This is a genomic window from Aquitalea sp. (genome assembly GCF_030150775.1).
Taxonomy (GTDB): Bacteria; Pseudomonadota; Gammaproteobacteria; order Burkholderiales; family Chromobacteriaceae; genus Aquitalea; species Aquitalea denitrificans.
Map to the genome: position 1 here is coordinate 67,027 of NZ_JASLFG010000038.1, position 13,166 is coordinate 80,192.

Below are 13,166 nucleotides of genomic sequence, written 5' to 3' on the forward strand. Positions count from 1 at the left end.
TTTTGCCCGTAATTAAAAGAAAATAAACCAAAATAAGCGCAAGATATCGTAAAAATACTGCATTAAACCACCGCACCCTGATGCATTGACCCCACTCGCCGTCGTTCGCACACTCTGCTCCGCGCTGACCGCCAGACTGTGCGGTCCAGCTTTTTACCGTCAATCATCAGGAGTATTCATGAAAATCCGCACAGTAGCAGTCTGTCTGCTTTGCGCGTTTCCCGTCATGGCCGCGGCAGAAGTCAGCCTCTATGGCAGTCTGCGTGTGGGGGTGGACAGCATGAAAAGCACAGATACCGGTTTTCACCGCAGCACGGGCATAGATGATTTCAGCAGCCGGGTCGGCTTCAAGGGAGAAGAAACCCTGGATGGGCAATTGCAGGCCATCTGGCAAGTGGAAACCGGCCTGGCCATGGACGGCGTGGCAACCGGTGGCAGCGGTAGTGGCACGCTGGCCAACCGCATGAGCTTTGTCGGCCTGCAAGACCGCTGGGGCAAGCTGCGGGCAGGCTTTATCGACGACGTGCTCACCAATACCCAGGCCACCGACATCTTTGGCAGCCCGCGTCGTGAAGCCTCCAGTGGCATTGCCTACCCACTGTATGAAGCACGCGACATCTTTGGCAGCAACAACTACGGCGATAGCCGCTCCAGAAACAGCTTGCGCTACGACAGTCCGCGCCTTCTGGGCCTGGCAGCAGCCCTGCAGTACGGTGCAGGAGAAGCGCAGGCTGGCGGACGCAAGACGGGTGACACCTGGGGGATGAGGCTGAGTTATGAAAATGCCGGCTACTTCATCAACTACGCCTTGATGACCCGGCTGAATGCGATAGACAGCCACAACAGCAGCATCCACCGGCTGGAAGCAGGCATGCAGGCAGAAAAACTCGAGCTGGCCGCAACGCTGCAGCAAATCAGGCTGTACGGCAATGCCTACAAGAACAAGGACAACAGCAGCGATTTCGAAATTCCCGGCATCCTGCAGCAAAGCGGCATTGCCGCCAGCGGCAACAACAAGCTCACCAGCCAGGTGCTGGCTGTCAGCGCCGCCTACCGCATTGGCAACTTCAAGCCCATGGCCCTGTATTCCCATCGCGGCAAGGTGCGCATGGATGGCCAGTCGCTCAATTGGTCGGCCAACCAATGGGCAGCCGGGGTGGAGTACAGCATGAGCAAACGCACGCGTCTGAACGCCGGTTATGGTCAGGTAAGGCAGAATGCGGGTGGCCAGAGCGCGCTGGCCTGGGCCGAGTCCACCGCCAGTACGGGCTGGCTGATGATGCGTACCGACTTCTAACCCGCCTCAGCTACTGCCCTGAAAATGCCAAAGCCCGCCAGACGGCGGGCTTGCTGCATGAAACATGCCTTGATTTACATCGCTTCCAGCGCCAGCAATTCTGCCATGGTCTGACGGCGACGGATCAGCCGCGGTCCGGTAGTGTCCAGCAATACTTCCGGCAGCAAGGGGCGGCTGTTGTAGTTGGAAGACATGGTAGCACCATAGGCTCCGGCATCATGGAACACCAGCCAGTCACCTACTTCGGCCTGCGGCAACTGGCGGCTTTCCACCACACCGCCTTCCTGCTGGGTGAATACATCGCCAGATTCACACAGCGGGCCGGCCACCACGGTAGCCACCGCACCGCTCTTTTCACGGCCATCGCGCTGCAGTACCGAAATTTCATGGTAACTGCCATATAGCGAAGGACGCATCAGATCGTTGAAACCGGCATCCACCAGCACAAAATGGCGGCTACCCATATCCTTGACCGCCCGTACCTCAGCCACCAGCGCACCGGACTCAGCCACCAGGAAGCGGCCCGGTTCGATTTCCAGCCGCACCGTGTGGCCCAGCAGTTGCTCTACTTCCTTGCGCGCACTATCCCACAGCTGGAAGTAGTGATCGGTATCGATACGGCTGTCGCTGTCGCGATACGGAATGGACAAACCGCCCCCCGCGGAAATCGCCTCGATATCCTGCCCCAGACTACGCACCAGCTCCACCATGGCACCGCAAACCTGCTGCAGATGGCCATAGTCCACGCCGGAGCCGATATGCATGTGGATGCCCACCAGCTTGAGGCCAGATGTGGCAATCACTTCCAGCGCAGCCGGCAGGTCAGCATGCCAGATACCATGCTTGCTGTTTTCGCCACCGGTATTGGTCTTGTGGCTGTGGCCATGACCAAAACCCGGATTGATGCGCAGCCACACGCGGTGGCCAGGCGAACGCTCGCCCAACTGACGCAGCATGTCGATACTGCCGGCATTTACAACAATGCGTTCGGTCACCACCTGCTCCAGCGTGGCACGGTCCAGCACATCAGCGGTAAACACCACTTCGGACGGTTCAGCCGAGCTCAAGTCGTAACCTGCCTGCCGCGCACGTTCTATTTCGCCTAGTGACACTGCATCAACCATCACACCTTGCTCACGCATCAGCCGCAGGATATGGGTATTGGAATTGGCCTTCTGCGCATAGCGAATCACATCGAACTGTTTGAGCTGAGCAATACGAGCCCGAATCACAGCGGCGTCATATACCCACAGCGGTGCGGAAAATTGTTCGGCCAACGCGGCCAGTTGCGGTGCAGAAAAGGTTTTCATGGCAATCCATTGATGGTTTTGCATGAGTGTGCCGTGGCTACCGGCAAAAATAAAATATCAATTTATCGACAGGTCTTTCATTTATGATATGGACTTTTCAGCTCAACCGTATCAACCATGTCTTTCAGCCTGCGCCATGTGGAAATTTTCCACGCCATCATGACCAGCGGCAGCGTGACCGAAGCCGCCAGCCTGCTCAATACCTCCCAGCCCACCATCAGCCGTGAACTGGCACGGCTGGAACAGCTAAGCGGGCTGGTCCTGTTTGAACGCATCAGGGGTCGGCTTCGCCCCACCCTGCAAGCGCTGCAGCTGTTCGAGGAAGTCCAGCGCTCCTATCTGGGGCTGGAGCGCATTGTCAGCACCGCCCAGGCCCTGCGCCATTTTGACGAAGGTCAGCTGTCCATTGCCTGCCTGCCGATGTTTTCCCAGGCGGTCCTGCCCATTGTCTGCCAGCGCTTTTTGCAACGCTATCCCAAGGTCGGGCTGAATATCACGCCGCAGGAATCTCCCCTGCTGGAAGAATGGCTGGCGGCTCAACGGCATGATCTGGGTTTGAGTGAAAGCCATATCCAGCCACCTGGCACCAGCCAGCAGCCGGTGTTCTGTGCCGACGAGGTGGCCGTACTGCCGGAAAATCATCCGCTGGCCAACAAGAACGTGCTGGAATTGGCCGACTTCGCCGGGCAGGCCTTTGTCAGCCTGTCGGCCAGCGACATCTACCGCCAGCAGCTCGATGCCCTGTTTGCTTCACAGGGCATCGAACGCCAGCTCAGGCTGGAAACCCACAGTGCCGCCTCGGTATGCAGCATGGTGCAACAAGGCATCGGGCTGGCAGTGGTAAACCCACTGACTGCTCTGGCCTTCGCCGGTCATGGTGTCATCATCAGACCGCTGTCAGTATCGCTTCCCTTCCGGGTCAACTTGCTACGCCCCTTGCACCGCCCTGCATCCACGCTGGTGGATAGTTTTGCCCAACTGCTGTGCGAGGTGCTGGGCGAAATGCAGGCTGGCAACATGAAATAAGGTTCTCCAGCCCGCAAAAAATGATAATGGCATTAACATTTTCGACTATACCAATATCACAGCATCGTTTAGCAGACTGAAACGTGCTGCCGGCAATGCTCGGGGAGGGGCTTGCAAGTTGTCATTCCTAAAGCAGCAGTTATCCGGGGATAGAAATGCGTAACAACCAGCCTGTCAGTTCTCACGAATTATTCTTGCACCCGCAGCGCCCCATCGTGACCAAGACCGATCTGAAGGGACACATCACCTACGCCAACCGTGCCTTCATTGAAATGAGCGGCTTTTCCGAAAAAGAGTTGCTCGGCCAGCCACATAATGTGGTGCGCCATCCGGACATGCCGGTGGAAGCCTTTGATGATCTGTGGCAAACCATCAAGGCCGGCCATCCCTGGCGCGGGTTGGTGAAAAACCGCAGCAAACAGGGTGACTACTACTGGGTAGATGCCTATGTCACCCCCATCCGCGAGAACGGCAATACCGTTGGCTACATGTCGGTACGCAGCGCACCGGACAAGCAGCAATGCCAGCAGGCCGAGCAGCTGTACGCCGATATCCGCGCCAAACGCAGCAACTTCCCTGCCACACGCCAGCACAAGGCAATGAGCATGCAAAAGCTGCTCACCCTATCCATGCTGCCACCCATCATTGCCCTGCTGGCGGAGTACATCCTGCCGGAAAGCATTGTTCACGACATTCTCAATGCAGGCAGCATCATCTGGCTGATTAGTGCGGCAGTACTGATTCACAAATGCCTGGCGACTCCACTTGAACATGCAAAGCAAGGTCTGGCCAAATTGGCAGAAGGCAATTTCAAGGAAGCCATTCCCCAATCGGGCTGTCAGGATATACGCCACATGCTGGAAATGCTGGAAACCACGCGCATCAATACCCGCGCTGTGCTGGCCGATGTGGTGACCGGCGCCCATGATATCAGTCTGGCAGCCACGGCCACACATACGGAAGCGAGCAATCTGCAAAAACGCGGCGAACATGCGCTGGAAGGGATAACCCGGGTGGCTGCCGCGCTGGAGCAGCTGTCGGTATCAGTGAATGAAATCTCCATCACTACCCGCAGCGGTGCCGCCCATGCCACCGAGGCCACCAGCCTGGCCGACGAAGGCGAAGCCAAGATGCTGCAGACCCGCCATGCCACCCAGCAAGTCATGGGAGAGTTCGAGCACACCCGGGATGCGATTCAGATTCTGGAAAAATCTGCAGAGGAGATAGGATCGGTCACCTCGGTGATCAAGGACATCGCCAATCAGACCAATCTGCTGGCACTCAATGCGGCAATCGAAGCAGCTAGGGCGGGCGAGCAGGGACGCGGATTTGCCGTGGTGGCCGATGAAGTACGCAAGCTGGCAGAGCGTACGGCGGGCAATACCCAGGAAATCGAGCAGTCCATCAATGTGCTGCACGAACGGACTCGCCAAGTATTGCAGAATGTGCAGACTGCGCTGGACAAGGTGCAAGGGGTCGACAGCGCCATCAGCAACGCCAGCAGCAGTCTGGAAGCCATCCGCCAGGCCAATCAGGGCGTATCGGTATCGGCGGCAAACGTGGCGGAAATGCTGCAGCAGCAATCATCTGCCTCCACCGAGGTAGCGCAGAACATGGAAACCATGAGCGCGCTGACCGAGCAGAACAGCCAGAGCATTGCCAACGCACGTGATGTAGCGGAACAGTTGCACACCACCGCCCATGATCTGAAGCGACTGGTCAGCCATTTCGAACGCCATCTCTGAGCCAGGCAAGCGCCACCGCGAAAGCAGGCGCTTTTGCTACAATAGCGCGGGACGCTGCCGACAAAGGTAGCAGACCGACTCCCACCAGGCGGCCAACGGCCGCCTTTTTGTACTTGCTGCCCCTGCCCGACAGCCAGTCAACCCGGATTGCCAGGAGTAGATTCCGCTTGAAACTGCGTACCGTACTGCGCATTGCGCTGCTGCTGATACTGATGGACATTGCCGCCGTCAGCGCTTTTCGCGCCAGCGTGGACGGTTCGCTGGAAGAACTGCGTACAGCCAACACCCAAAGGCTGGAGCTGTACGCCAATAGCCTGAACAGCGAAATCGGCCACTACGCCCGCCTGCCCAGCCTGCTGGGGCTGTCCCCCTATGTGGAAGGACTGCTGCACGCACCGGAAGACCGCCAACGCCAGCAGGCAGCCAATGACTATCTGGAACGCCTGAGCCAGCGTACCGGAGCCAGCGCCATCTACATCATGGACAGCAGCGGCATTGTGCGTGCCACCAGCAACTGGCGGCAGCCAGACAGTTATCTGGGCGAAAACGATGCCTTCCGTGCCTATTTCACCGACGCCATGAGCGGCCAGCCAGGCCGTTTCTTCGGCGTGGGCACCACCCGTAGCGAAGCCGGTTATTACCTGTCGGAGCCGCTCACCAGTCATGGCCGCATCATCGGCGTGGCCGTGGTGAAGGTGAATATGGAGTATCTGGAAAAACTGTGGCGGGAGAACAAGACTACCGTCATGGTCAGTGACCAGAACGGCGTGGTGATTCTGGCTACCGAGCCGGGCTGGAAATTCAGCACACTCAAGCCCTTCAGCAAGGCGCTGCAGGAAGCATTCGACCGCAATCTGCAATACAACCGCAAACGCCTGCTGCCACTGGGACTGGAAGAACGGCGCAGCCTGGGCGACGGCAGCCATATCTACCGACTGAACCAGAGCGGCCGCCGTACCCTCAGCCGGCTGGCCTACCCGCGCGACATGCTGGGCCAATCGCTGCAGCTGCCACTCTCCAGCTGGAAGCTGACCGTATTGTCCAGTCTGGATCCTGTCTACCAGTTGGCCTACAACCGTGCGGCCCTGGCCGCCGTACTGACCCTGCTGAGTCTCACCGGCATTCTGTGGCTGAACGAACGCCGCCGCCGCCTGCGCGACAAATTATCGGCACGCGAGGCTCTGCAGCAAGCTTACCGGGAACTGGAACGCAAGGTAGAAGAGCGTACTGCCGACCTGTCGCGCGCCAACCAGCAGCTGCAAGAAGAAATCAGCGAACGCATCCGTACCGAACAGCATTTGCGCCAGACCCAGGACAATCTGGTGCAGGCGGGCAAGCTGGCCGTGTTGGGCCAGTTGGCCACCGGCATCGCCCACGAACTGAACCAGCCGCTGGCGGCACTGCGCACCCTGTCGGGCAATGCCATCAAGTTTCTGGAGCGCCAACAAAACGAAACCGCCCGTACCAATCTGCAAACCATCTGCCAGTTAGTGGACAAGATGGGTGAGATCACCAGTGCGCTGAAGGGCTATTCGCGCAAATCAACCAGTAGCCTGGGCACCGTGGATATCAGCCTGGCCATCGATAGCGCCCTGCTATTGCTGCGCAATCGCCTGGAAGACAGCCGGGTCAGGATTCTACGACCACACGCCCCCGAGCCATGGCAGGCCCGCTGCGATCCCAATCGTTTCGAGCAGGTGCTGGTGAATCTGCTGGCCAATGCATTGGATGAGCTGCAAGACAAGCCGGACGGCTGTATAGAAATCAGCGGCCACCGTACGACCGAACAACTGGTACTGCAAATCCGCGATAATGGCCCCGGCCTGCAGGACGCCGTGCGTGCGCAGCTGTTTGAGCCCTTTGTCACCACCAAGCCGGCCGGCATCGGCCTGGGACTGGGGCTGACCCTTAGCGCCGGCATCATTGCCGAGGCCGGCGGCAGCCTGAGTGCCGACAATCACCCGCAGGGCGGTGCCGTGTTCACCATCACCCTGCCGCTTGCTACAAAGGAATACCGCCATGTTTGATGGCATGAAAGTGTTGATCATCGAGGATGATCCGGATGTCCGGCTGGGCTGCGAGCAGGCACTGATGCTGGAAGGACTGGATGCCCGCGGCGTCTCCAGTGCCGAGCAGGCACTGGGCCTGCTGCATCAGGGCTTTCCCGGCGTGGTGGTGAGCGACATCCATCTGCAAGGCCAGGATGGCATGGCCTTGCTACGGGCACTGAAAGCCCAGGACGCCAGCCTGCCTGTTATCCTGATCACCGGTCATGGTGATGTCAGCCTGGCGGTACAGGCGATGAAGGATGGTGCCTACGACTTCATCGAAAAGCCCTTCTCCCCCGAACGGCTGCATGAAGTGGTCTGCCGCGCCATGGAGCAACGTCGCCTGAGCCTGGAAGTGGAAACCCTGCGCCGTCAGCTACAGGACAAGCAAAGCCTGGAGTCGCGGCTGATCGGCCGCTCGCCGGCCATGGAAAAAGTGCGGCGCATGATTGCCGACCTGGCCGATACCTCCGCCAATGTGCTGATTCTGGGCGAAACCGGCACCGGCAAGGAGCTGGTGGCGCGTTGCCTGCATGAAATCAGCCGGCGTCAGAAACACAATTTCGTTGCGGTCAACTGTGGCGGTCTGGCAGAAAACCTGTTCGAGAGCGAAATCTTCGGCCACGAGGCACACGCCTTTACCGGTGCGGCCAAGCGCCGCATCGGGCGCATCGAATACGCCAATAACGGTACGTTGTTTCTGGATGAAATCGAAAGCATGCCGTTGCCGCTGCAAATCAAGATGCTGCGCGTATTGCAGGAGCGCACCCTGGAGCGGCTGGGCTCCAACACACCCATTGCGGTGGATTGCCGGGTGATTTCCGCCACCAAGGCCGACCTCAAAGCCATGGGCAATAACGGCAGCTTCCGTAGCGACCTTTACTACCGGCTAAACGTGGTGACGCTACAATTGCCGCCGCTGCGCGAACGCCGCGAAGACATTCCGCTACTGTTCGAATACTTCCTGCTGCAATCGGCCAGCCGCTTTGACCGCCCCACCCCGCAGCTGGAAGCCCACGAACAGGCCGAGCTGCTGGCCTACGACTGGCCCGGCAATGTGCGGGAGCTGCGCAATGTGGCCGAACGCTATGTGCTGGGTATTCGCACCCCGTTGTCCGAATCCGGCGAGCTGAGCCAGAGCCTGCCGCTGGCAGAGACGGTAGAGGCATTCGAGCGTGCGCTGATTGCCGAGGAATTCCGCCGCCACGGTTACAGCCTGAGCCGCACCAGCGAAGCCCTGAAAGTGGCCAAGACCACCCTGTTCGACAAGCTGAAGAAATACGGTCTGAACCAGCCTGGTTGATGGCCAGGCTGATGGCCTGCCCGCAGTCCCCGGCCGGCTCCGGGCTGCGGACATAAAAAAAGCGGCCACCGGGGCCGCTTGCCAAAGGCTGCTTGATCAGTCGCCACACCATGCTGTCGCTGCGGGGGGATCTCACCCGATTGGGTGTCGCAATCGACAGACAGGCCGGTGTAGCGCCTGTCAGCCAGCTCAATAGGTGTAGAACATGCGTTGCAGTTCTTTGGTGTCGTGGGTCTTGGTCAGACCCAGCATCAGCAGGATGCGGGCTTTTTGCGCATTCAGCGTGTCGCTAACCACCAGATCTTCCTGATCGTCATTGGCCTCACCGTTGCGGGCCACGATGCCATTACCTACGCGCGAGCTGCGCACCACAAGCACGCCTTTTTTGCGGGCATCGCGGATGGCCGGCATCATCTGCGCGGCAATACTGCCATCACCCACACCGGCTTGCACGATACCCTGGGCACCGGCTGCGATGTCGGCGTCCATGGCCACGCGGTCCATGTTGGCATAACCGTAAACGATGTCGACGCGCGGCAGGCTGTTCAGCTTGGATACATCAAATTCGGTATCCGCAGTGTTCTTGCGGGTGGACATGCGGTAGAAGTGCGGCTTGTTGTCCTGCATGTAACCCAGGTAGCCCAGCTCCGGCGTCTTGAAGGTGTCGGTAGTGGAGGTGTTGGTCTTGGTCACTTCACGTGCCGCGTTGATCTGGTCGTTCAGCGCCACCAGCACACCCTTGCCGACTGCATCCTTGCTGCCAGCCAGAATCACGGCGTTGTACAGGTTGATCGGGCCGTCAGCACTGATGGCGGTAGACGGGCGCATGGAGCCCACCACCACGACCGGCTTCTTGCTCTTCACCACCAGATCCAGGAAGTAAGCGGTTTCTTCGATGGTGTCGGTACCGTGGGTAATCACCACGCCATCCACATCCTTCTGCGCCAGCAGTTCGTTCACGCGCTTGGCCAGTTTCAGCCACACTTCGTTGGTCATGCTTTCGCTGGCGATCTGGGCAACCTGCTCACCACGCACATCCGCTACCTTGGACAGCTCGGGCACGGCGGCAATCATCTTGTCCACGCCCAGCTTGGCTGCGGTGTAACCGATGGTGGTGGTGCTGCTGGCACCGGTACCGGCAATGGTGCCGCCAGTAGCCAGAATCACCACATGCGGTTTGGCAGCCTCGGCCGCCTGGGCGGATTGACCACACAGTGCAGCCATCACGGCAGCGCTGGACAGCAGCATTTTGAAGGTTTGTTTCATGTCTCTTCTCTTTGTAGAAAGACTAGTGGGGATGTCGTTGCCGGGAAGCAACTGGCTGCAGCGATCAGCCCCGCGTCCTGCCTGTCCGCCTGTATCGGCGGCTTGGGCAGGCCGGGATCTGTCACTGGATTTTTATAGGGTAAAACGGTGGCAGGGCCTTAGGGAGCTCAGGCCTGTTCTTCTGCCAGTGCCGGGTTAACCTGTGCGGCATCTGCATCGATATCGCCTTCGGATGCAGCCACCACGGTAGTTGCAATCGCATTACCCAGTACATTGGTCGCAGTGCGGCCCATATCCAGGAAGTGGTCGATACCCAGAATCAGCAGAATGCCTGCTTCCGGAAGATTGAACATCGGCAGTACGGCAGCCACTACCACCAGCGATGCACGCGGTACACCGGCAATGCCCTTGCTGGTGATCAGCAGGATCAGCAGCATGGTGATTTGCTGGCCCAGCGTCAGATGGATGTTGGCAACCTGGGAAATGAACAGGGCGGCAAACGAGGTGTACATGATGGAACCGTCCAGGTTAAAGGAGTAACCCAGCGGCAATACAAAACCGGAAATCCGTTCCTTGATACCAAAGCGTTCCAGCTGCTCCAACAGGGTCGGGTAAGCGGCCTCGCTACTGGCAGTGGCAAAACCCAGCATCAGCGGCATGCGGATAGTCTTGAGCAGAGCAAAGATCTTCTTGCCGACAAAACCGTAAGCGGCAGCAATCATCAGCATCCACAGGCAGAACAGCGCCAGATAGAAGCTACCCATAAACTTGGCATACATGGCCAGAACGCCCAGGCCATCCGCAGTAATGGTGGAAGCAACGGCACCAAACACGCCTACCGGTGCAAACATCATCACGATATTGGTTACGCGCAGCATGATGTTGGCCAGTTGTTCCAGACCCTTCATCAGCAGTTCCGGCTTCGGACCCTTATAGGATGCGATGGCAAAACCAAAGAACACCGAGAACACCACCACTTGCAGCACTTCATTCTTCGCCATGGCGTCAAAGAAGCTGGTGGGGAACATGTGGGTGATGAAGTCCTTCAGGTTCAGTGCACTGGCTTTCACTGCCGGACCGGAAGCATCGGCCATCGGCAAGGTATAGCCCACACCCGGTTGCAGGGCATTGGCAAAGATCAGGCCCAGGAACAGGGACACCAGGGAAGCACCCATAAACCAGCACATGGCTTTCAGCCCTACGCGGCCTACAGAACGGGAATCGCTACTGCCAATACCATGCACCAGGGTAGACATCACCAAGGGGGCAATGATCATCTTGATCAGACGCATGAACACGTCGGTCAGAATGGAAAAATAACCCGCAACGTCCTTCAGTTGCTTCGGATCGGTAATCGAGGTGTGACAGCCATAGCCGACTGCGATACCCAGAACGAGGGCAATCAAGACCCACAGGGTAATCTTGTTGGTTTTCACGAGCGTTTCTCCAGAGTAACCCGGCTTTGCGACCGGTGTTGAGTACGCTCTATACAGCAGAAATCGTGCCAAGAAAAATTCACAATTTCACAAGATAACTACTTGATTTTTATAAACAAAAATAAAATTACAACAGCATTGATTCGGAATTCCGAATCAGACACGGACAGCCCGTTTGGAAAACCGACCAGCGTATTGGCCAGTTGGCCTGAGAAGGGCCAAATCAGACCAGCTGCCTGCTAAAAAGTTTCTGCACCGCAACATGAACTTGCTGCCAGTCCAGTGGCTACCGTCACCCTTTGGTCCGCTTGGCAGAATCATCGAAAATCACCCCCACCATCAGACCACCCAACGGCCATTCCGCATGTACCAGGGCTGGATCAAGCATCACGGCGGAGCATCGTTAAGCTGCCCTGCCCCACCCCACAGCATGTGCAGACGAAGACAGGGGCAATACCTTGAACATCATCACAAATTTTCGCGATCTGGGCGGTATTCAAAATAAGCACGGCAAGCGGTTGCTGCAGCACCGCCTATTTCGCTCGGGCGAGCTGTCACAGCTATCACCGTACCAAAGCCAGCAACTGGTACAACGCTATCAAGTGGAAAAAATCATCGATTTCAGGAGTGCTGATGAAGTCCGGCAACGACCTGATATTGCAATTGCCGAAACCCGTCATGTCCACATCGACTTGCTGGCCGAAGCGCAGCACAAGGCACAAGCCTCCATCGCCGCCTTCTCACAACTGGACAGTACCGCCAGAACACAGGAATTCATGCTGGCACTATACCGGGAACTGGCCCTTTCCCCTGCGGCACAGGCCGGCTACCGGCGCTTCTTCCTGGAACTGCTGGCAAGTCATGCACAAAAAAGCGTGCTGTTTCATTGCGCGGCCGGCAAGGACAGAACCGGTATCGCTGCCATGCTGATCCTGGAAACTCTGGAGGTGCCACGGACGCTGATTTATCAGGACTATCTGCAAACCAACCGCATGCGTAGCAGCGAAAATGCGCGACTCATCGCAAAGGCTGCCGCCGCGGGTGCGACCCCGGTGCAGCAAGCTGCATTTCGCGTTGCGCTACAAGTGGATAAGCAATATCTGCAGCGGTTTTACACCACGGTGGAACAGCATTACGACACCATGGCATCCTATCTGCAATCGGTCATTCTGATCGACCCCGCCAGCAAACAGCAGCTGCAACGACGCTATCTGTACTGAATAGGTAGCACACTGAATGCCGGGCATGAAAAAGCCGCTGTGAATGCTTCACAGCGGCTTTTTATTTTGGTGGGCCCCCCGGGAGTCGAACCCGGCACCAACGGATTATGCTTACCCGCTACGGCTTTCGCCGCCCCTTTCGGGTTTGTGGTCTGGACTGTCTCTTGTCTTTACGACCTGCCCGTTCAGTCTCTACACGTTCTCTCGAAGAGAGCTTCGCTCGGGATTGCCACGCTGCACGAACAGCAGAGGTTTCCCCGAATTTGAGCAGTTCTACCAAGGGGCAGAGCTAACTTGCCCCAAGGCAACCCATGCGATGCGCTCCGTACCCATATGGGCCGCAGGAGTGCCATCCTTCAAGTCCGCTGCTCTAACCAGGCATGAGCTAGAGGCCCGATATCAAACAAACTCCCGGTCAGTTACCCGACCGGGAGGCGTGATATTACGGCTCGTTGCTCACACTTTCAAGGAAACTCTTCAAGCGCTCCGACCGGGTCGGGTGGCGCAGCTTTCTG

9 protein-coding genes are annotated in these 13,166 nt (G+C 58.1%); 6 read left to right on the forward strand and 3 right to left on the reverse strand.

From position 1 onward, the window contains the following. Nucleotides 1–178 precede the first annotated feature (178 nt). Nucleotides 179–1,297: a porin gene (locus QVF59_RS14220; RefSeq protein WP_159879404.1), complete on the forward strand. Its 1,119-nt coding sequence runs from the start codon at nt 179–181 to the stop codon at nt 1,295–1,297. 74 nt (nt 1,298–1,371) lie between these two features. Here the strand turns inward: QVF59_RS14220 and lysA are convergent, their stop codons facing one another. Further along, nucleotides 1,372–2,607 carry a diaminopimelate decarboxylase gene (gene lysA, locus QVF59_RS14225; protein ID WP_287880783.1) on the reverse strand — a complete coding sequence of 412 codons (1,236 nt, stop codon included), beginning with the start codon at nt 2,605–2,607 and terminating at the stop codon, nt 1,372–1,374. Nucleotides 2,608–2,724: 117 nt separating this feature from the next. On the opposite strand from lysA, the gene QVF59_RS14230 reads away from it, so the two are divergent. From QVF59_RS14230 to QVF59_RS14245, 4 genes are all read left to right on the forward strand, one after another. Then, a complete protein-coding gene (locus QVF59_RS14230) occupies nt 2,725–3,633 on the forward strand; it encodes a LysR family transcriptional regulator (RefSeq protein ID WP_159879408.1) in 909 nt (302 codons plus the stop codon). 215 nt (nt 3,634–3,848) lie between these two features. Beyond that, nucleotides 3,849–5,378 carry a methyl-accepting chemotaxis protein gene (locus QVF59_RS14235; protein WP_287880784.1) on the forward strand — a complete coding sequence of 510 codons (1,530 nt, stop codon included), beginning with the start codon at nt 3,849–3,851 and terminating at the stop codon, nt 5,376–5,378. 167 nt (nt 5,379–5,545) lie between these two features. Then, nucleotides 5,546–7,405, forward strand: a complete 1,860-nt coding sequence (locus QVF59_RS14240) for a sensor histidine kinase (RefSeq protein WP_287880785.1) — start codon at nt 5,546–5,548, stop codon at nt 7,403–7,405. Then, entirely contained in the window at nt 7,398–8,729 is a 1,332-nt protein-coding gene (locus tag QVF59_RS14245; RefSeq protein ID WP_159879412.1) for a sigma-54-dependent transcriptional regulator, read from the forward strand. Before QVF59_RS14240 ends, QVF59_RS14245 begins: the two co-directional genes overlap by 8 nt. Before the next feature lie 189 nt (nt 8,730–8,918). Here QVF59_RS14245 and QVF59_RS14250 read toward each other — a convergent pair whose 3' ends face one another. Together QVF59_RS14250 and QVF59_RS14255 are read right to left on the reverse strand one after the other, a co-directional pair. Continuing rightward, nucleotides 8,919–9,995, reverse strand: a complete 1,077-nt coding sequence (locus QVF59_RS14250) for a type II asparaginase (protein WP_159879414.1) — start codon at nt 9,993–9,995, stop codon at nt 8,919–8,921. A 167-nt stretch (nt 9,996–10,162) separates the two neighbouring features. Continuing rightward, the gene (locus QVF59_RS14255; protein ID WP_159879416.1) at nt 10,163–11,431 is read right to left on the reverse strand and encodes a dicarboxylate/amino acid:cation symporter; all 1,269 of its coding nucleotides are present in this window, start codon (nt 11,429–11,431) and stop codon (nt 10,163–10,165) included. A gap of 458 nt (nt 11,432–11,889) precedes the next feature. On the opposite strand from QVF59_RS14255, the gene QVF59_RS14260 reads away from it, so the two are divergent. Then, nucleotides 11,890–12,651, forward strand: a complete 762-nt coding sequence (locus tag QVF59_RS14260) for a tyrosine-protein phosphatase (RefSeq protein ID WP_287880787.1) — start codon at nt 11,890–11,892, stop codon at nt 12,649–12,651. Nucleotides 12,652–13,166: the final 515 nt, after the last annotated feature.